Genomic DNA, 20,945 nt, shown 5'->3' with positions numbered 1-20,945 from the left:
AACTACTGTGCATCAGAAAAAAAAGTAATGCTGACCGCTGCGGGCGCTGTGGCGGACTCACCAGTATTGGCCAGCACGCCGGTAGCGGGATCAATACTAAAGACGTTGACGATATTGCTGCGTTGATGTGCGACCAGCAGCCAGCGTCCGGAGGCGTGTATCGCCATACCCCATGGAACCTCACCTCCGGAAGCGATACGCTGGACGAAGTCAAGTTCGCCGGTGTCGGCATTCACGCGATATGCCACAAGTGTGCGCTCGCCGCGATCTTCGACGTAGACAAAGCGTCCATCGGGGCTTAGCAGTATCTCTGCACCGCTGCGCGTACCGGTAAATGCCGCGCTGCTAATAGCTTGTGTTTGCACATCTGTCAGCTGTTCTCGCTGGGCATCCCAGCGCAGCGTAGTGACTTCTGCCGTCAGTTCATTCAGCAGCCAGACAAATTGGCCGTCACGGCTAAACACCAGATGTCGCGGACCGCTACCGGGTTGAGCCACATAAGCGCGACTGGCACCAACCGGTGAGGGTAATGCGGACAGCGCGTGCGTTGAGCGGTCCAGCGCGTAGATGAACACCCGGTCCGCGCCCATGTCTGGCACTAGCGCATACCGCCCGGACAGATCAACCGCCGCGCTATGCGCATGCGGACCGGCCTGCCTGCGATGCGGTCCCGAGCCGGTGGCCTGGATAGTGGATACCAGTGATCCCAGGCTACCGTCTGGCCGCACCGCAATGCTCGACGCCGAACCGCTAGCGAAGTTAGCGGCCAGCAGCGTGCGTGACGGCACATCTAGCCACAAGTACGTTGCACCGTTACCTCCAGAGGGGGCGACATTCATCTTGCTCAGTGAGCCGTTGGCCCGGTTCACCGAGAACGCTGTAACACTGCCGGGACGCGCACTGTCGTCATCTACCGCATACAACACCGGCAACTGAGGATGCGCCACCGTCCATGTGGGACGCAAGCCTTCGGCAACCGCACCGATGGCGCTTAGCTTGCCACTGTCTACGTCAAAGTGCAGCGCGTGTAACTGATTTCCTTGTGAGCCCACGTATACCAGGTCTGCCTGCGCCAGACCGGCGGACAAAATCATCAAAACGGCACCCAGAAAGTGCTTCATTATTTTGCTCCAATGTGAACGGGAATTGTAGACCGGAACAGCCGGTCACGGTGCAGCAGATCGGGAAACAGGCGTGTCCACCATGCGGCAACCAGTATGGTCGCCATACCGCCGGCCATTAAGGCCCCAACTGGCCCGAGCCACTCTGCCATCACGCCGGCGCGGAATTGTCCGAGCTGATTGCTGGCGACAATGCTGGTGGCATGGACCGCGCCCACGCGACCGCGCAAGTCATCGTCAGTCTCGATCTGCACCACGGAGTGACGCAGCACGGTGCTGACCACATCGGCAGCCCCCAGCAGCGCAAGTACCAGCAGCGCCGCCCACAGACTGGTGCAGAAGGCGAAGCCGATTGAGATCAGCCCGTAGGCAACCACAGCACCATACATGCGCCTACCGATTTTGTGCTTCAGCGGCCAGCGTGTCATTACCGCCGTGATCAGTAGACCGCCGATTGCCGGCGCGGCGCGCAGCAGGCCCAGTCCCCAGGCGCCGGTATGCAGGATATCCTTAGCAAACATCGGTAGCAACGGCATGCCGCCCCCCAGCAAGGTGGCGAACATATCGAGCGACATCGCTCCGAGTATCACCGGATTGTCGCGAATGAAACCGATACCTGCAAACATCGCATTCCAGGTAAGGCTCTCTCGCTTGCGTGCGGCGATCGGTGCGGAGATCAACATTGCCAGTACGGCCGATACCAAGAACGCCACCGCACACACACCGTACACCAGCGCCGCGCCGCCCGCATACAGAAAGCCGCCTAAGGCCGGCCCGCTGACCATCGCCAGCTTGTTGACAGAAGCGTTGATCGCCAATGCCTGCGGCAATCCTGATGCCGCGACCAGCGCCGGTATCAAGGCCTGCTGTGCCGGCAACTGCAATGATCGTGCTACGCCGATCAATACGCATACCAGCAGGATCGCACCCGGACCCGCCCAGCCAGCGTGACTGCCCCAGGCCAGCATCACCGACGCCGCACCTTGCAACGCCAGGCTGATAGAAAACACAACGCGTCGGTCGACGGAATCGACCAGCAGACCGGCCGGCACGGTCAGTAGCAACGCCGGCACAAACTGCACTAGCCCAACTAGGCCGAGATACCAACCGCTGGCAGTCAGCTCATACATCTGCCAGCCTAGTGCAACGGCAATGATGTTATTCCCCATCACGCCCATGAAGCGGGCAGCGAGATAGCGTCTCACAGAATCTCTGCTCCTTGCTTAAATACCGCCACCGCCATCACCAACTGCGCGGCTTGGCCTTTGAGGCTGGCGGCCGCCCCGGCACTTTCATCCACCAGTGCGGCGTTTTGTTGTGTCACTCGGTCCATCTGTGCCACTGCCTGGCCTATCTGGCCGACACTGCTGCTCTGTTCTGCGCTGGCGGCACTAATCTCGGTCGCGATATGTACCACCCGGTTGATAGCTGCGACGATTTCATCCATCGTAGCGCCAGCTTCGCCTACCAGCGCGCTGCCCTTGCTAACCTGCTTTACACACGAGGCTATCAGTTCCTTGATTTCGTGCGCGGCCGTCGCGCTACGCTGGGCCAGGTTGCGCACCTCGTTGGCAACTACGGCAAAGCCACGTCCCTGCTCTCCGGCACGTGCAGCTTCCACTGCCGCATTCAGCGCCAGGATGTTGGTCTGGAAAGCGATACCGTCGATGACGCCAATGATGTCGGCGATGCGTGTGGCACTACCTTGTATCTCCTGCATGGTCACAATGACCTGCCCGATCACTGCACCGCCGCGTGCCGCCACGGTCGAAGCACCCAATGCAAGTTGCCTGGCCTGTACCGCGCTGTCGGCATTGGTTCGTACCGTCTCCCCCAACTGTTCCATGGTGGCGGCGGTCTGCTGCAAGGCACTGGCCTGCTGCTCGGTGCGCGCACTGAGCGCCTGGCTGCCGTGGGCGATGTCGGCACTGGCGCTGGCCACGTTTTCGGAGTTGGTGCGCACATTCGAAACCACCTTTGTCAGCGCGCGTTGCATGTCATTGAGTGCCGTCAGCAACGGCGAGAATTCATCGATTGCATCATCTCGCACCGCAAGTGACAGGTCGCCATCACGCACGCGCTCGGCAACCGCGCGGGACACCGCCAGTCGCTGTTGCAGCACCTTAGCGACATGCCATGACAGAAATCCCAACCCGACAATCGACACGCCAGCCAGCACCACCAGTACCGCCAGCGTGCGCTGTGCCTCGGACACCACTTCACTCAGCTCATCACGCAGGCCACTGCCTTGCAGTTTAACGGCATCACGCAGCGCCGCCAGCAGTTCAGTACGTGCCGGCACGGTCTTGTCCATCAAAAAAGCCAGCGCCTCCTCTTTTTGCCCTGCAAGAATCAAGTGCGTATCCTCGGCAGCCACGGCCCAGAAAGTCTCTAGCAATTGCGGCACTTTGGAAAAGCGTGCGCGTTCCTCTTCCGTCAGCAGGTTTTGCTGATAGGCTTGCATGGTGACGCTTATCTGCTGATGTTTATCGCCGATGCCGTCCAGCTGACGCTTCAGTTCTTTCTCATTGCGCGCGAGGATGGATTGCCGCAGCAGCAACAGCACCCGCGTCACCTCCAGCTCGGTGGTCGACACACGCTGCAACTGCGGCACGCGCAGGTTCTCGGTTTGTCGCGCCAGTTGCATGACATGATTTAAATTGAAATACGCGAAGACCGCCGCGCCAGCGAATGCCAGCGATAGCGCTCCGCACACCAGATGCAGGCGCCGTGCAATGCCGGCGCTTCTATAGGAAAGTTGTCTCATGCCGCGAGAATAGAGGATGGCAACTGCCGGCGTCTCTGTACAAAAATGACATTCACCGGCACTTTTTAACGTCTGCGACAGTAAAAAAGTACCAGCGATTTTCACTTTTGTTTAAGGACAGCGGCGGGCACGGTGGCCATACTGTCTGTCATGGTCGGCGCTGTGTCCGGTCACACAACAATTACTAGGAGCACACATGGATCGCAGAAAAATCCTTCGCCTGTTTGGCACGGCCGCCGTAGCAGCGCAATTGCCGCTGGCTGTGGTCGCCAAGGCGGCGGAAGTGAAGAAAAAAGGCGTGATGCTAATGAATCGTATCGCTCCATCGATTTCGGATCTGTACATCGCCAATCTGGATGGCAGCAATGAGCGCAAACTGCTGGCTGACTCGGCCTTCGACTACAACGCCAGCCGTTCGCCAGACGGCAAATGGTTGCTGTTTACTTCTGAGCGCCGCGCCGATGGACAGTCCGACCTCTATCGCGCCCGCGCTGACGGCACCGGTATCGAGGTACTGGCCAAAACCGATTCCATGGAAGACGCCGGCGTGCTTTCGCCGGACGGCAAAACCCTGGCCTTCGTCTCCACCGCCAATGGCTACCGCGCCAACATCTGGCTACGCGATATGGCAAGCGGCAAGGTACGCCAGCTGACCGGCATTGGTGAAATCAAGGGTAAAGATGGCAAACCGGACTGCTACTTCCGTCCATCGTGGTCGCCGGATGGCAAATGGATTGCCTTCTCCAGTGACCGCAACACCGAATGGACCGGCCACGATCAAGGCCAGGGCTGGGAGCACACTCAAGAACTGGCCATCTACATGGTGCGCCCGGACGGCAGCGGCTTCCGCCAGGTGGTGGCGAAGCAGGGTTACTGCCTCGGCTCACCACAGTGGTCGCCGGACGGCAAGCGCATCGTGTTCTATGAAATGACGGTGGAAGCCACTTGGGGGGCGCGCCGGCCGAACTACATAGGCAAGGCGTACTCGCAGATCGTCTCGGTGGATGCGGCCACCGGCAAGGACCGTACCGAACACACCACCGGGACCGATCTCAAGCTGCAACCGCAATACCTCAGCAACACCGAAATCGGCTACCTGATCAAGTATGGCCCGAACGAAGGCCTGGCCTACACCTCGAACCGCGCGCCGGTAAAGCAGACCTTTATCCGTTCGCCCAGCTGGTCAGCTGATGAAAAATCGGTCATCTACGAGAAGGTATCGTTCAAGCCGATCCGGCCGCTGATGAAGCCGCTGTTTAGCTGGGACCCTGAATATGACTATCGCCATGTCGACGTCTACCCGCTGATGTCGCGCGACGGCTGGATTGTCTACACTGATAAGCAGTTGGGCAACAGCTCGGTCTGGGTCATGCGCCCGGATGGTTCCGACAAACGCAAGGTGTTTGAATCCAGCGGCCGTGGTCTTGATGAGACCAAGGTCCGCATGGGCCTGGCGGGTGCCTTCCAGCCATGCTGGTCGCCGGACGGTGAATGGATCACCTTCGGCCTTGGCTACTGGTTCGCCGAACGCAATACCATGACCGCCGCCATCTGGCGCGTGCGCCGCGACGGCAGCGGCCTGGAACAGCTGACCGATGGCACTTTGCACTCCGGCTTCCCTAGCTATTCGGCCGATGGCAAAGAAATCGTGTTCCGCGTCTGGAGTGCACAAGAAAAGGGCTTGCGCATCCTCAACCTGGATACGCGCAAGACCCGCGTGCTGACCCAGGGCATCGACAACCTGCCTGGCTGGTCGCCGGACGGCCAGCGCATCGTTTTCACTCGTCGCCGCGATGACGGCAATTACGACGTCTACACCATCCGCCCAGATGGCAGCGATCTGTTCCGCGCCACCGACCACGAATCAAGCGATGGCCATGCCGTGTGGGCTGCGGATGGCCGCATCATGTGGAGTGGTTCGCAGCATGGCTTCCGCGATGAGGCGGCACTGTACGAGCAGACCTTCCAGCAGTACGGCCAAATCTACGTGATGAACGCCGACGGCAGCAACAAGCGCCTGCTGACCGACAGCCGCTGGGAAGATTCGATGCCCTTGTATTTGCCGTCGAATTAATTCTTCGCGGTAGTCCGAAACTGGCTGGGTGTTTGCCCGACTTCGCGGCGGAAAAAGCGCGTGAAATACGCTGCATCGTCGAAGCCCAGCCGAAAGGCGATCTGCTCCACCGGCAGATCGCTGAAGATCAGACTGCGCTTGGCCTCGGTCACAATGCGGGAATGGATCAGCTTGGTCGGGCTCTGGCCCAACGCGGAGGCACAGGCGGCCCGTAGCTGTGACACCGATATCGCCATCATCGACGCATATTCCTGTAGTCGCAAATTCTTTCCATAGTGTTGATTGACCAGATCGCGGAAGCGTTCGGCCTGGCGTACATTGGCCGGGTTGGCGCTTTCGTGTTCAAACTGGCCGCTGGGCATGGCGCGGATCAGCGTCAGCAGCAACATGGTCAGCAGCGCCTCCAGCGCGGCAGAGCGGCCAACAGAGTTGGACAACATCTCCTGTTCCAGCCTGCGTATCAACTGGTAGGATTCGCGTTCGACTTCGGGCGTGTACGACAGCGGAATGATGCGCGGGCCGGCCCACAGTTGCGTGAACTCCTGCAGCTTGGCGTTGATCTGTGCCAGATAGCTGACTTCGATGGTGACAACCCAGCGGTCCTGGTCGACTTCGTAGTCGAGGCCATGCACGCATTCGGTGGGTAGCAACAGGGCGCAGGGACCGACGAACGGTACGCTGGTGCCTTCCAGCGTGATCACGCCACGGCCTTCGCGCACGAAGATCAGTTGGCCGTATTCGGGATGGGTATGCGGTTCGATTTTCCAGCGGCCACGGTTTGCAACGTGGCCCACATGGACAAACCAGTTTTCGTCCTGGTGACGTTCCACGTACAAACGCAGTCTGGGAACTGGCGTCAGCGCGCCTTCTATCTTGGTCATCATCGCCGTCTCTTGAGCAATGATGACCATTCTATACCGAAGAGGCTGCGCGCTTGCGTTCAAGCTCGGGCACTGCCTGTTCGGCCTGAACCTTCGCCGGCGGCTTGAGCAGGAAGCGCGCCAAGGCAGGCAGAAGCACCAGTGCGCCGATCATATTAACGATGAACATAAACGCCAGCAGAACACCCATATCGGCCTGGAACTTAATCGGCGACAGCGCCCATGTTGCCACACCGAGTGCCAGCGTTATGCCGGTTAACATCACCACGCGGCCGGTGAATAGCAGCGCGCGGTGATAGGCTTGCGCCAGCGGCAGGCCTAGCCGCATCTGTTGCAGCATGATGCTCAGCACATATAGCGCATAGTCAATGCCGATGCCCACACCCAGCGCCACCACCGGCAGCGTAGCGACCTTGAGGCCGATATTCAGCCACACCATCAGTGCCTCCGCCAGCACCGAGGTCAGCATCAGCGGCAGGATGGCGCAGGCCACCGCTCGCCAGTCGCGGAATGTGACGTAAGCCAGCACCAGTACCGCGCCGTAGACCAGCAATAGCATCTCGTGGTTGGCTTTTTCGACGACGGCGTTTGTGGCAGCTTCGAAACCGGCATTGCCTGCGGCCAGCAGGAACTGCGCCTCTGGACTATTGTTCTCTTTGGCGAAGGCTTCGACGGCGGCGCTGACCCGGCGCAAGGTGGCGGCCTTGTGATCGGTCAGGTAGACCTGTAACTGTAGCAGCGAGAAGTCTGAGTTGACGAGGCTGCGCGGCGCGCGCGAACTGGCGGTGTTCAAGGCAGCCTGATTCGGTTGCAGTTCGTACCAGCGCGGATTACCTTCGTTCATGCCAACCGCTGTTTGCCGCGCCAGCGAGGCGACCGACTGCGTGGTCTCCACGCCTTCCACTTGCCGTAAGCGCCATTCCAGTTCATCCACGCGTTCAAGTACCGGCAATTTCATTGCGCCTTGTACAGGCGTGCGCACCATGACCACTAATACATCGCTACTGGTGCTGTAATGCTGAGTGAGATAGCTGTTGTCGAGGTTATAGCGCGATTGAGGACGCAGTTCCGGCGCGCCGGCATCAAGATCGCCTACTTGCAGCGCGCCGCTGACGTGCAGGCCATAGGCCCCCAGCAGTATGGCAGCGGCGATGGTGCCGATGGCCCAGCGCGGCTCGGTGAATTTACACAGCATGGTCCATAGCGTGCGGCGATTGCCATCCTGATTGTCGGCTAGCGCGGCACGTTTGGCGGCCTTGGCGCTGACGCCGGTGTAGCTGAGCAGTATCGGCAGCAAAATCAAATTAGTGATGACCAGGATCACCACGCCCAGGCTGGCGGTAATGGCGAGACGGCGGATTGATTGGATGTCCAGCATCATCAGTACAGCAAAGCCGACCGCGTCACAGGCCAATGCGGTGAAGCCAGCCATAAACAGGCGGCGGAAGGTGTAGCGGGCAGCCACCAGCCGGTGCATACCGCGACCGATGTCCTGCATGATGCCGTTCATTTTTTGTGCACCGTGGCTCATGCCGATGGCGAAGACGAGGAAAGGCACCAGCACGGCATACGGGTCAAGTGAGTAGCCGAGCAGTGGCAGCAGGCCGAGTTGCCAGATCACCGCGATCAGCGAGCAGGTGACGACCAGCAGAGTGCTGCGTATACAGCGGGTGTACCAGTAGACTATGGCAGTGACGATGGCGGCCGCCAGCGCGAAAAAGGCCAACACCTGCACCAGGCCTTCCAGTAGGTCGCCGGCGACCTTGGCGAAGCCGGTGATGTGGATTTCGATGCTGTCAGAATGATATTTGGCGCGCAGTTTTTCCAGCTGTTGCGACAAGGCCGCGTAATCGAGTTCCTTGCCGTCTTCATCGCGCTCGGCCAGCGGCACGATCAGGGCGCTGGACTGGAAGTCGCGGGCGACCAGTTGACCGACTTCGCCGGAACGTTCGATGTTGAGGCGCACGCGGGCCAGCGACGCTGGCGTACCGTTGTAGTCATCTGGGATGACGGTACCGCCTTCGAAACCACGTTCGGTGACGGCGGTCCAGCGGGTTGACGGTGTCCACAGCGATTTAAGCTGGCCACGCACCACGCCGGGCAACAGGAAGATATCGTCGTTGATGTGACGCAATGTGTCGAGGTAGTGCGGATCAAGGATGCTGCCGTTGCCTTTGTGCTCGACCACGATGCGCAGGCTGTTGGCCTGGGAAACCAGCTTCTTGCGTTCGGCCAGGTAATTTTGCAGATACGGATGATTCATTGGCAGCATGCCATCGAAGCTGGCGTTAGGGACGATACGGCTGGCTTGCCAGCCAAGCAGTACCGTCACTAGCAGGCAGAACGCCAGCAGCGCACGGCGGTAGCCGAACACCAGGCGCTCCAGGCGGTTTCCGGAGTTGGGATCGAAGGTAGCGTGATTCTGATGCGAGGTGTTCATGGCTTTGCGGCTTTAGAGGGGAGTGCCAGGGCTGGGGCGGCGCTCAGACTGGAGGCCGGCACGCGTAACAGACCGCGGGTGCCGGTGATAATCAGCGTGCCGTCTGGAGCAAGGGTAGCGCCGGTGAAAGGGAAGCGGTTTTTCAGCGGCAGCGCATTGAACGTTTGCCCCTGATCCTTGCTGGCCACGATCTGGCCGGCGGAGCCGAGTAGCAACACCGTTTCATCCGGCAGTTGAAGGCCGGTAATCAGCGAGGCGTCGACTGGCGTTTGCACTTCCGTCCATGCTGCACCAGCCTGCGTGCTGCGATAGACCTTTCCGCGCAGGCCGTACAGCATCAGCGTGCCCTCCCTGGTTGCCAGACCACCGAACAGGCTCCCGCTAGCAGGCGAGGTTTGCGCTGTGAATGCTTCACCGGGCACGGCAGCTCGCAGCAGCACGCCTTGCTCGCCGAACAGGTATTGCTCCTGCTGACGCTCGGCGATACCGTAGTAAGTGGAGCCGTTTGGGTTCGGCAGGCTTTTCATTAGCGCTTGCCAGGTCTTGCCGCTATCGCTGGTGGTGTAGGCCAGGCCGTAGGCGCCGACCACCAACACCGAACCGTCGGCTTGCAGGCGCAAGTCGAGCAGGGGTTTGTCGGCGCCTTCGTCTACCAGGCGATGCGCATCGTCCAGCAACAGATTGAGGGGATGCTCGGCGTCATTGGGATCTGGCTTGGTCGCATCCCAGGCCGCTTGAGCGGCTTGCTCGGCAAGGGCTGCGGCTTGCTTGCCGTCGAACACGCGCTTCCAGTTGATACCGCCATCGGTGCTGCGCAGGACCACGCCCATATTACCCACTGCCCAGCCATCACGCTCATTAGCAAAGCGCAATGCGGTCAGCGTGACGCTGACAGGCACCTGCGCTTGCATCCAGCGTTGGCCGGAATCATCGGAATATATAATCAACCCGCGCTCGCCAGCAGCCAGCAGACGATTACCAACGCGGACCACGGCCATCAGATTGGCCTGCTCCGGCCGTGCCACCTTTAACGCGGGACGCAGCAGCGCAGCCGGCAGCGAACCCGCAACGCGATCCGGTTCCGCTGCCAGGCTTGCACCGCACCAGCTGGCGGCACAAACCGCCAGCACGGCAGCGACAGTGCGCTGCTTGTTGATGCTGAACGGCTTCATATCAACGCACGCCGCCGCTGGCCAGCGCGCTGGAGGTGAACTTGCTCAGTTGCTTGGCGTCGTAGTCCTGATACGACACACCGCCCGTCTCATTGATCGCCGCCGCATACACCCAGCCGCCGGACAGCAGGTCATACCAGGTGTAGCTCAGCGTACTGGCAGACGGTTCGTCGCCCGCTAGCAGCGTGAAGGCCTGGCCAGTCTTCCACAGCTTGCCCTGCGCATCCCAGGTATCGGCCAGTACCGCCTGCCAGGTATCCTCATCCAGATACAGACGGCGCTTGGCGGCGACGTTGCGCTTGCCATTGGCCAGCGTGGCCTCCAGCACCCATACGCGATGCAGCTCCCAGCGCACCGCGTCCGGATTTAGCGTACCCTTGCCGATGACCGCATTCACCGGTTTGCGGAATAAGCCGTTGTTGTTGTACGGGATGTACATCTCCTTCTTGCCCAGCAGTTTGACCTCATACCGGTCCTGCGCGCCGATGAACAGATTCACATCGTCAAAGTTGGCAAGGCCAGCGGCGGAAGCATCCGGCGTGTCATACACCAGCGACGGCGACTTGCGCACACGGCGCTGGCCAGGCACATACTGCCAGCCGTCTTTCGGCTTGCTGTAGTTGTCGACATAGTCGATGGTCATCAAAGCCTGGCCTGCATTGGCTGGCGGCTCCGTAACATCCAGGCGCGCCCTCGCCCACTCGCCGCTAAAGCCATCCGGCTTGCCTTTCGGGTCGTAGTAAGGGTACGCAAGATTGGTGCGCTGCCGATTGGTCAGCACGCGATCGCCGCCAGCCGTCATCACATACTTGTCGGCAATGAAGGTGGTCAGCTGGCCGCGATAGCTCAACATGTGATTCCACAACGCTTCGTGGCCATTCTTTGGCGCCGGGAATGGGATGCCGCCGTAAGCGCCTTCCACCGTCAGACCACCGTTCGCCAGTTTGGCGCGCGCGGCATTGGCTGCAACCGCATCGTAAATCGCCGGCGAGAACACCGCGCTGCGGTGCGAAGGATACACATCGATGCGCATGCCAGGCCATTTCGCCAACAGCGCCCTGGTGCCATCGGTCAGCTTGTCTGCATGCTGAGCTGCACTGGCGGCGTTAATCGACAACAACGGTTTTTCGCTGGCATACGGATCAGGGCGCTTGTTGTCGGCACCGGGTTTTGTGTCGACCGCCTTGCCATCCCAGGCGGGAATCGTACCGTCCTTGTTACCAGCGCGTTCTGCACCCATCGGCGTCAGCGTGCCAGATTTAAGATTAGGCGCCTGTGCCGCAGCAGTAGCGACGATGGAGGCCAGGCCGAGTGCCAGCCATGTGTTCATATGCTTTTTCATCTGAATGTCTCCTCTTGATCAGAAGCTGGTTTGCAGGCTGAAACGCACATAGTCGCGATCCAGCAGCGGCTGGCTGGTAGCCTTGCCGCGATAATTGATGAAGGTCAGATTGGCGATATACTTAGTCAGATAAGTACCGGTAACGCCGACTGCAATCTCGCCGCCCTTGTCTGGGCTGCCGGAGAACGGGAACGCGGTGTCGATCACCGAGCGCCCCTTGAACGACCAGCCCACATTCAGCGGGACGCTGAGATCCAGGCCGGAGGCGACCTGATACCAGGTTGGCGTGACCACGATGCGGCCGCCGTAGCTGGTGGTGTTCAGGGCAGTATCGACCTTGGCCGCGTTCTCTTTGACGCTGTTGAGGTGATTAGCCGACAACTCGCCAACCACCGCCAAGCCATCCCACGCGCCGGTGGCGCCGCTAACGATGGTGGTGGATAGGTTGAGGTGCGATGTACGGCCGGTTGGATACGGCGTATTGTCATTCAGCCAGGCGGCGGTCTGGCCGACCGGTAGCACCACCGTGCCTTGTTTTGCCACCAGCGGCTGGCCGTCACGCACCGACAGTTCCAGGCCAACGTTGGCAATGCCCACCAGCCGCGAGATGCTGGCGCCGAAGGCGCGCACGCCGTTTGGCACGGCCAGGTAGTAGCGCTGGGTGGCGGCTTGCGTCACCACCTGGGTTGAGGCATCGTTATAACGCGTGGCGTAGAAACCCAGGTCGGCGTCCAGCGCTTCGCTGCGGGTGTTCAGCGCGAAGCCGAAGTTGTTCGGTAAGTCGCCTTTGACCAGGCCCATATTCTTCAGCTTCAGCGGACCGGCGTACATCGACTCGGCGCCATCGCCCAGCATGTCGGTGGCGCTCAGGTAGCTACCGGACGGATGCAGGCGGGTAGGACGGTATTTGAACTGCACATAAGCTTCGACGCTGGTGTCGTTAGTCAGTTGCAGGGTGCTGGATAGCTGCGGCACCGGGATGGTGGTTTCCTTCGCCTGCGTGCCTGGAATCGACAACTTGTACAGATCGATCGGTGCCATGCCTTTGGCCATGCCGTTCATACCGAAGAACAGCGTGGTGCCCCAGATCAGCGAGTGCTGGCCGAGGCGATACGAGAGCGTGGTGTCGCCGATCTGATTGCGGCCGAAGACGAACCAGTCCAGCATCTCGGCATTGCGACCGGCGATGCGCTGGGTCTCTGGCGAGAATTGATTGGCCGGGCGGCTAACGTTGTTGCTGCTGGTGGCGTAATTGGCGGTGGCGCGGTTGTAGACCGAATCATACCAAGCGGCACCGGACAGGCGCAGGCCGAAGCCGTCCTTCTGGATATCGAACTCGGTCAGCAGGTCGTAGCGGCTGGAAATCAGGCCGGTGCTGAAGTTGCGATCACCGTCGTCGTTGTTGACTTTGGTAGAGCCGGTGATCAGTGCCGGGTCGCGTGATTCCACGCGGGTGCCGGCGCTGTACTTCAGGGTGTTGTCCCAGCGGATTTGCCATTCGCCGCCGGGATTGAGATCCGTCGCCTGCACCGCGCCACCCGCCATCATCGTGGCGATGGCGGATGCGATTGCTAGTTTTTTCATTTTGTCTCCGTTGTTTTAGTTTTTTAGGGGTACTGCGTTTTATCCGAGACTGCCAGTGATGTCGTCGAACAGTTCGTCAACCGACAATCGTCGAGGGATAATCTTTTGATCGAGCGCCCAGTCAATCGCCAGCTGGATGCCCTTGCGGTTGGCTTCGAGTCCGATCGGCGGGAAGATGGCCGGGACGCCGCCTTCGGCCTGTTGACGGCCGGCGATCAGCATGCGGTATATTTCGCGCACCACGTCCGGGTTGTTTTTCGAGACGTCAGCGTGCACGACGAAGAAGTGATTGACCGGCACCACGCCTTCGCGCTCAAACCATTTTTTTGCGGCGTTGTGAGCATCCGGAACCAACGTGCGTACGCGGTCGTCCTTCGGCATGTCTTCGCCGAGGAGCGCGGCAGCCAGTTCGCCTTTCATCATCATGTCGGGGATCGATGAGCCGGCCGGCAGACGTACGCAGTTGGACGGATCGCTGTATTCGGCCAGGTGGCCGTCGCCCAGCGTGCGCCAGATCACCTTATCCAGATCGACGCCATATTCGTGGCGAAGGATGCCGCGTATCCACAGCGCGGTGGTTTGCGTGTAAGTGCGTACGCCGACTTCGCGGCCTTCGATGTCTTTTGGATCGAGGTGGCCGAAGTCGATGTTAAAGCCAGCGCAGTGGTGCTGGAAGCGCCCGGAGATCGGCGCTGGCAGAAGCACGTACGGCTTACCGTAAGCCTTGGCTTGCAGGAAGGTGACGATGGCCAGCTCGCCGGCGTCGAATTTATTTTCGCGCACCATGGCCTTGAAGCCGTTGTGCGCCGGGGTTGGGCCGCAGAAGTCCAGCTTGACGATGTCCGAGGAAATACGGCCGTCAAGTAGTGCCTGGGTTACTTTGTATTCTGAGAGATTGGTGCGTAATACGGTAGTCATATGGATTCCTTGATTAGTACAGGCGGACTTCGATCAGGGTCGGGCCTTGCTCGCGCGCGGAGTTCACCATGGCCTTGTGGAAGCCTTCGGCCGTGTCGACGGCGATTGCAGGCACGCCCATGCTCTTGGCCATGGCCAGCCAGTCGATGCGTGGCCTGTCGATGTCGATCATCGCCAGCGCTTGCGGGCCGGGAGCGCCGGCGCCCATGTTGGCGTATTCGGCTTTCAGGATGGCGTAGCTGTTGTTGGCGAAGATGATGGTGGTGACGTTGAGGCCTTCGCGCGCCTGCGTCCACAGCGACTGGATGGTGTACATGGCGCTGCCATCGCCGACCATGCAGAACACGCGACGGTCCGGGCAGGCCAGCGCGGCACCGGTGGCCACCGGGGTACCGTAGCCGATCGAGCCGCCCATGTTGTTGATCAGGTCATGCGGTGCGGCGCCGACGGTCAGGCCCATGGTTTCGCGGCCGGTGGTCAGCGATTCGTCGACCAGGATGCAGTGCTCGGGCAGCGCTGCGGCCAGGGCGGCGGCGATGGTGGCCGGGGTCAGCGCACCTTGCGGGACGATGGCTTCGGCGCGTGCTTGCAGCACAGCTTTTGCGGCGCCGGCATTCAGCGCGTAGAGCAGCATTTGCAGAGCGGCGGCGCTGTCTTCATCGGCCTCGCTCAGCGTGTGGACCGTGGTGCCCGGGGCTTTCAGCAGCGAAGGTTTGTCCGGGTAGCTGAAGAAGGCGATTGGCTCGGTGGTTTCCAGCGTGATGATGTGCTTGAAGCCTTTGAGGAATTCCAGCGCTTGCGGCACGGCGTAGGGTATACGTTCCAGCGTGACACGGCCCGCGCCGCGTTCGATGCGGGAGGTGAAAAACTGCGTCGCCAGACGGCAGCCGGTGGATGTCTTCAGCTTGCCGGCCAGTTCGACCGCGTCACCGCGTGTTGCTCGGTTGGCCAGGATCACCAGCGTTGGTTCGCCGGAGCGCAGTACTTTGGCGATGGCCTCTATGCGCGAAGGATCGGGGCGCTTGATCTGTCGTGCAGCCGGCGGCGGCACTACCAGATCGCCGGCGTCTTGCCACGACGTGTCGCCCGGTAGCAGCAGCGTGGCGATTTTTCCCGGATGTTCGCTGGCCTTGGCGATCGCGGTGCTGACATCCCAGGCGACAGCGGCTGATGTTTCGGAGCGGCGCACCCAATGACTGAGCGGGCGCGCCAAGCCTTCGATGTCCGACGTCAACGGCGGATCGTACTTCAGGTGCGACGCCGAATGCTCACCGACGATGTTGACCATGCCCGATGACGCGCGCTTGGCGTTATGGATGTTTGCCAGCCCGTTGGCCAAGCCAGGTCCAAGGTGCAACAGCGTGGACGCGGGTGTGCCCTTCATGCGATAGTAGCCATCCGCCGCGCCGGTGCAGACGCCTTCGAACAAACACAGCACGCTGCGCATGCGTGGATTCTCCAGCGCCTTCAGGAAATGCATCTCCGACGTACCCGGATTGGCAAAACAGATATCCACACCCTGATCGGTCAAGGTTTTGACCAGGCTCTCGGCGCCGTTCATCTCAGTACCCCGCCATTTCGCGCGCCTTGCCGATCACGCCGTAGCTGCGCTGCGGCGCAGACATCAGGAAGCTGTAGCCTTCCTTCAGCAGACGCTCGTAGTTGTTAGCGGTGACGTGGGGATTGCCGACCTTGACGCCGTGCTTGTGGCAGGTCGCCACGATCTGCCCCATGGCGGCCAGTACTTCCGGGTGATCGTACTGACGCGCCAGGCCCAGCTCCTGCGACAGATCACCTTCACCGATCAGCACAAAGCCGATTCCCGGAACATTGGCCAGCATGTCGTCCAGATTCCCGATTGCCTGAGTCGACTCGATCATCAGGCCGCACAAGATTTCACCCTGTGGTGCCAGTGGCCACACGTCGGCCTTGGCATAGTATTCCTGCTGCGTCAGTCCCCAATAGCGCGACGCATTCATCGGACCATCGCCACGAACGCCTTTCGGCTCATACAGCGGCGCATTCTTCGGCCTTGCATAACGGCAGGACGCCACCGCGTTGTACGCCTGCTCAACGGTCGCCACGTGCGGCGTGATTACGCCATACACACCGCGATCCAGCACCTGCTTAGCGAACGACTGGTTCATCTCCACGCCATTGGCCGGAATGCGCGCCAGCGGCGTTACCTGCGGCGCCAGCGAGCCGGCGGTGACGATCTGTTTGCGGTTCAACAGATACTGCAACGAGTCGCCCAGCGCCGATACGTCATACGGATTGTGCTCCATCTCGAACACGATGCCGTCATACGGCGCATCGCTCATGTCGATGGCGGATTGCTTGTCGATTTTGGAGAAGGCGGTGAAAGCCACTTTGCCCTGTTCCCAGGCGCGGATGATGCCGTTCAGGCGGGTATTGCTCATGATGTTCCTCGTATTCTGTCGGTTATTGTTCGGCGTTCCAGTACATGAATCCCATGCCTTCACCGGTGCCGGCGGCGGTGCGCCAGCAGGGGACGTAATCGACCACGGTCATCTCGGCGCCGGTTTCTTCCACCGCCTTCATCACGCTGACGTACAGCTTGATTTCCGAGGTGCCGGACTGGTAATAGCCGTCCGGGATGGCGGCCAGTCCGTCGTAGTCGTATTCGCCCAGCATCTTCATGACCTGTTGGTCGAACTCCTCGTCGTTGACGAAGTGCGACAGGCCGCCGGAAGCGAAGATGCCAACGCGGACATCTTCCGGCCAGGCCTTCACCGCATCACGCAGCACGCGGCCGAATTCGATGCAGCGCGCCATCGATGGCTGCGTCGGCGGATAGAAGCAGTTCATGATGACCGGTACATGCGGCGGAGGGTTGTCGTCCATGATCTGGTGGTAGACGAAGCTGTAGGCATGCGGCACTACCGGATAGTCCGGTAGTGGCTTCATCCACACGTTGTCCGGCCACTGGAACAGGTCGGTCAGATCGAAGCCTTCCTTCTGGAAGCTGTCGATCAGGTGCTTGGCCAGCTCCGGATGGCATGGATGCGTCACATGATGGTCTGGCGCATACACCGAGCGTTGTGGCGGCCCGTTATGCACTTCCTCACCGCTGTAGATCGCAATCGACGGCGAGAAGTCGAGGAAGATCTCTTTCTGGTCCTTGCCGAGGATGATCGCCACATCGATCTTGGCTTCGCGGTAAGCCTGCGCCATCTTGTCCAGCGCGGCGCGGCAGCGGGTGGCACGTTCAGTGCGTTCTTCGATGGTCAGGTATTTTTCAAATGCGGCTTCCCGGTGCGCTTCCAGTTCAGGATAAGTCCAGGTGCGGTTGCGGAACCACAGTTCGGGGTTGTTGCGATCACGTTCGCCGTTTTTCAGCCAGTCTTCTGGCGCCTGGCCCAGCATGCCGCTGTGTGGCACAGCCATGCCAAATACAATTTTTGCCATGTGTATTCCTCAGTAGATTGTTCTTGCAATGCGTCAGGCGATTGCTTCGGTCGTTTTGGCGGCAGGTTCTTCGTCGGCGACCTTGGGCGCCCATTTACGCTGCAGCAAGATCAGCGTACTTGCGGCGCCGATCAGCAGGATGACGAAGATCACCATCATTGGCAGGTTGTAGTTGCCGCTGGTGTGCAGCAACCAGCCGGAGACGCTGGCCGAGATACCGCCTGCCAGGCTGGTCGCCACCTGCTGCACGCCGGTGTTGAGGCCGATGGCTTGTTTGGGAATCAGCGTCAGCTTGCATAGCGCCAGATTGTTGGCGGTGACTAAACCCAGCAGCGACAGCGACAGAACGTTCCAGAACAGCGCCGCTTCCAGCGAGGTCGCATAGACGCCAAACAGCACGCTGCTGCCACCGATAAAGCCGGCGATGATGAAAGCCTTGCGCACCTTGACTGCATCGTGGCCTCGGGCGATAACCCGATCCGCGCCCCAACCGGCCAGCGTGGCAACGATGGCGATGCCGGCGAAGCTGACGAATGTGTACAAACCGGACGACGACAGCGATAGTCCACGCTGCTCGACTAGGTAGGCCGGCATCCACGTCATGCAATAGAAGGTGAAGTAGCCATAGCAGAAGTTGTTGATCATGCCGCCCCATACAACCGGGCTGGACAAAAGATTGCCGACTGTGACCGACGACGCCTTTTGCTTGTTGACCGCCAGTTCTGCCTTGCTCGGGAAATCGTTGCGCACCATCAGCAGCCACGGTCCGAGCCACAGCAGGCCGACCAGGCCGGTGGCGACAAACATGAATTGCCACGAGTAATTGACGATGATCCAGGCAGCGATCGGGGCACCGATGGCAGGACCGAATTTGCCGCCCATGGTGAACAACCCGACCGCCAGGCCCTTTTGACTTTCGTCGAAGTTGCTGCCGATCCAGCGATAGCTGGCCGGGATGACCACCGCTTCGGCCGCGCCAATAATCAGGCGCATCAGGATCAGCGCTGACAGCGCAGTCACCATGCCGGTCAATGTGGCAGCGGCACACCACGCCACGAAGCAGATGGTGTACGGCCACTTGACGCCGTAGCGGTCGACGATCCAGCCCATCGGCATCTGCATCAGGCCGTAGGTCCAGAAGAAGGCCGAGTTGAGCCAGCCGCGTTCTACGCTGGTCAGCGCGAACTCCTGCACAAAGCTTTTATCCGCCAGCGCCGATGACAGACTGGTACGGTCCACGAACGAGATCAGCAGGCCGATCGCCAGCAGTGCGAGGATGGGCCAGGGACTCCTGGCGACTGGCCGTTTGTTGTTGGTCTCCATGTTTTTCTTTCTGCTCAGGCCAGCGATGGGTACAGCTGCTTGGCGGTTTTCTCGAAGATCCAGGCGCGGTCATCATCGCTCAGCGAGGCCAGGCCTTGTTGCGCAGTGGCCAGGATGTCGGCCAGCGTGCCGGGTGAGGTCGGGAAGTTGGACCCCCACGCCAGGCGCTGTGCACCAAACGCTTTGAGCACCGCAGGGAAGAAGGTATCGGCGCTGGCTTTCTCTTTCTTCACATCGCCAAAAATGCGCGGCGTCAGCTTGAAATAGATGTTCTCCAGTGGCGCCAGATCGAACATCGATTTGGCGTTGGTGTAAGGAGGACCGTCAAGCACGTCTGGACGGCCGAGGTGATCCAGGATGATCTTCACTTTCGGGAAGCGCTTGGCCAGTGCCGTCACTTGCGGCAAGCCGATTGGACCAGTCTGGATGCACATTGGAATATTCAGTTCGGCGCACAGTTCCCACGCCGGGAAGGAGCGCGGATCATCCAGTTCGCTCGGGTCGAATTCCTTGGTGCTTCCACCGGTGAACAGGCGCAGACCGGCGAGGCCGCGCGCTTTCCATTCGAGGATGCGCTGCGTGGCGTCTTCCGCCAGTACGTCGACCGAGCCGACTGCCACCAGGCGATCTTGGAATTGTTTGCAGCCATCGACCACGTAGCTGTTATCAAAGCCATAGGTGGTGGACGAGTGCACCACGGCCGCCTTGGCTACGCCAGCGGCATCCATGGCAGCGATCAGCGATTCCACGGTGCTGGGACGCTCCTGCGACCAGTCCGAGCGCTTGCCGAATAGCGGCGCCGGTGGATAGGCCTGCTCGTTGTCCGAGATGATGTGCGGGTGAATGTCTACGATGGAGGCCATGTTATTTACCTTGTGCTTTCAGGCGTTGATCCAGGCGCGGGAACACTCGGCGCGCATTGCCTTCGAAAATCTTGTAGCGGTCTTCGTCGTTCAGCGTGACGATGCCGTCGACGTAGCGCTTGGTGTCGTCGAAGTAGTGGCCAGTGCAAGGGTCTTTGCCGCGCACCGCACCGATCATTTCCGAGCCGAACAGCACGTTGTCGGCCGGGATCACCTTGGTCAACAGCTCAACGCCCGGCTGGTGATAGACGCACGTATCGAAGAAGATGTTGTTCAGCAGGCCTTCCAGCGGACGCTCCATCATTTCCAGCGACATGCCACGATAGCGGCCCCAGTGGTACGGCACGGCGCCGCCGCCATGAGGGATGATCAAGCGCAGCGTAGGAAAGTCCTTGAACAGGTTCGATTGCAAGATCTGCATAAAGGCCGAGGTATCGGCGTTCAGATAGTGGGCGCCGGTGCCATGGAAACAAGGATTGCACGAAGCGGCCACGTGGATCATGGCCGGCACGTCGAGGTCGCATAGCGCTTCGTACAGCGGATACCATTCCTTGTCGGTGATCGGCGTGCCGGTCCAGTAGCCGCCGGTCGGGTCGGGATTCAGGTTGCAGCCGACAAAGCCAAGTTCTTCGACGCAGCGGCGCAGCTCGGGGACGCTGTTCTTCGGTGGCGCCAGCGGCGATTGCGGCAGCTGGCATACAGGTGCGAAATTGTCCGGGTACATTTCGGTGACGCGATGCACCAGGTCGTTGGAAATCTCCGCCCACTCGATGCTGGTGCGCTCGTTGCCGAGGTGGTGGCTCATCAGCCCTGCGATCGGCGAGAACAGGGTCAGGTCGCCGCCGCGTTCCTGTTGCAGCTTCAACTGGCCGCCGCCGACTGCTTCGCGGATCTGGTCGTCGGAGACGAAGGCTTCGGCACGCGATGGGCCGTTGGCTGGATCGTTGGCGAATTCCACCTGCTTGGCGCGGAAGTCGCGGAAAGATTTGGGGACGGTCGTAAAGTGGCCGTGGCAATCGATAATCATGGTG

16 protein-coding genes are annotated in these 20,945 nt (G+C 60.5%); 1 reads left to right on the top strand and 15 read right to left on the bottom strand.

The features are described from left to right. Positions 1 to 2 precede the first annotated feature (2 nt). The 3 genes from KW842_RS23320 to KW842_RS23310 are packed head-to-tail and all read right to left on the bottom strand — an operon-like array spanning position 3 to position 3,993. Positions 3 to 1,121 (bottom strand): lactonase family protein, encoded by a 1,119-nt coding sequence (locus KW842_RS23320; RefSeq protein ID WP_218306521.1) that lies wholly within the window; start codon positions 1,119 to 1,121, stop codon positions 3 to 5. Next, positions 1,121 to 2,326, bottom strand: coding sequence for an MFS transporter (locus tag KW842_RS23315; RefSeq protein WP_218306520.1), 1,206 nt, complete (start codon positions 2,324 to 2,326; stop codon positions 1,121 to 1,123). Before KW842_RS23315 ends, KW842_RS23320 begins: the two co-directional genes overlap by 1 nt. Beyond that, entirely contained in the window at positions 2,323 to 3,993 is a 1,671-nt protein-coding gene (locus tag KW842_RS23310; RefSeq protein WP_373925225.1) for a methyl-accepting chemotaxis protein, read from the bottom strand. Before KW842_RS23310 ends, KW842_RS23315 begins: the two co-directional genes overlap by 4 nt. Before the next feature lie 91 nt (positions 3,994 to 4,084). Here KW842_RS23310 and KW842_RS23305 point away from each other — a divergent pair, with 91 nt between their 5' ends. After that, positions 4,085 to 5,962, top strand: coding sequence for a hypothetical protein (locus tag KW842_RS23305; protein ID WP_218306519.1), 1,878 nt, complete (start codon positions 4,085 to 4,087; stop codon positions 5,960 to 5,962). Here KW842_RS23305 and KW842_RS23300 read toward each other — a convergent pair. The 12 genes from KW842_RS23300 to KW842_RS23245 are packed head-to-tail and all read right to left on the bottom strand — an operon-like array spanning position 5,959 to position 20,941. Continuing rightward, the gene (locus KW842_RS23300; protein WP_229223863.1) at positions 5,959 to 6,846 is read right to left on the bottom strand and encodes a helix-turn-helix domain-containing protein; all 888 of its coding nucleotides are present in this window, start codon (positions 6,844 to 6,846) and stop codon (positions 5,959 to 5,961) included. The two genes, KW842_RS23305 and KW842_RS23300, sit on opposite strands and share 4 nt — an antisense overlap. A gap of 28 nt (positions 6,847 to 6,874) precedes the next feature. Next, positions 6,875 to 9,283 carry an RND family transporter gene (locus KW842_RS23295; RefSeq protein WP_218306517.1) on the bottom strand — a complete coding sequence of 803 codons (2,409 nt, stop codon included), beginning with the start codon at positions 9,281 to 9,283 and terminating at the stop codon, positions 6,875 to 6,877. Further along, on the bottom strand, positions 9,280 to 10,455 hold the full coding sequence (locus KW842_RS23290; protein ID WP_218306516.1) for a photosystem II stability/assembly factor-like protein: 1,176 nt from the start codon (positions 10,453 to 10,455) through the stop codon (positions 9,280 to 9,282). Before KW842_RS23290 ends, KW842_RS23295 begins: the two co-directional genes overlap by 4 nt. A gap of 1 nt (position 10,456) precedes the next feature. Then, positions 10,457 to 11,797: a DUF1329 domain-containing protein gene (locus KW842_RS23285; protein ID WP_218306515.1), complete on the bottom strand. Its 1,341-nt coding sequence runs from the start codon at positions 11,795 to 11,797 to the stop codon at positions 10,457 to 10,459. An 18-nt stretch (positions 11,798 to 11,815) separates the two neighbouring features. Continuing rightward, entirely contained in the window at positions 11,816 to 13,381 is a 1,566-nt protein-coding gene (locus KW842_RS23280) for a DUF1302 domain-containing protein (protein WP_218306514.1), read from the bottom strand. A gap of 39 nt (positions 13,382 to 13,420) precedes the next feature. Beyond that, a complete protein-coding gene (locus KW842_RS23275) occupies positions 13,421 to 14,299 on the bottom strand; it encodes a phosphate ABC transporter substrate-binding protein (RefSeq protein WP_218306513.1) in 879 nt (292 codons plus the stop codon). Between the two features lie 13 nt (positions 14,300 to 14,312). After that, entirely contained in the window at positions 14,313 to 15,860 is a 1,548-nt protein-coding gene (locus KW842_RS23270; RefSeq protein WP_218306512.1) for an acetolactate synthase large subunit, read from the bottom strand. Position 15,861: 1 nt separating this feature from the next. Continuing rightward, positions 15,862 to 16,719 (bottom strand): HpcH/HpaI aldolase/citrate lyase family protein, encoded by an 858-nt coding sequence (locus tag KW842_RS23265; protein ID WP_218306511.1) that lies wholly within the window; start codon positions 16,717 to 16,719, stop codon positions 15,862 to 15,864. 22 nt (positions 16,720 to 16,741) lie between these two features. Continuing rightward, positions 16,742 to 17,728, bottom strand: coding sequence for a protocatechuate 3,4-dioxygenase (locus tag KW842_RS23260; RefSeq protein ID WP_218306510.1), 987 nt, complete (start codon positions 17,726 to 17,728; stop codon positions 16,742 to 16,744). Positions 17,729 to 17,761: 33 nt separating this feature from the next. Next, positions 17,762 to 19,051, bottom strand: a complete 1,290-nt coding sequence (locus tag KW842_RS23255; RefSeq protein WP_218306509.1) for an MFS transporter — start codon at positions 19,049 to 19,051, stop codon at positions 17,762 to 17,764. Positions 19,052 to 19,065: 14 nt separating this feature from the next. After that, complete coding sequence (locus tag KW842_RS23250; RefSeq protein ID WP_218306508.1) at positions 19,066 to 19,914, bottom strand: amidohydrolase; 849 nt, start codon at positions 19,912 to 19,914, stop codon at positions 19,066 to 19,068. Between the two features lies 1 nt (position 19,915). Further along, positions 19,916 to 20,941 carry an amidohydrolase family protein gene (locus tag KW842_RS23245; RefSeq protein WP_218306507.1) on the bottom strand — a complete coding sequence of 342 codons (1,026 nt, stop codon included), beginning with the start codon at positions 20,939 to 20,941 and terminating at the stop codon, positions 19,916 to 19,918. Positions 20,942 to 20,945: the final 4 nt, after the last annotated feature.

The sequence above is a fragment of the Duganella sp. sic0402 genome (assembly GCF_019219065.1).
Lineage (GTDB): Bacteria > Pseudomonadota > Gammaproteobacteria > Burkholderiales > Burkholderiaceae_D > Rugamonas.
Note: the sequence above shows the minus strand (reverse complement) of the source record. Positions and strands in the feature narration are given on the sequence as shown.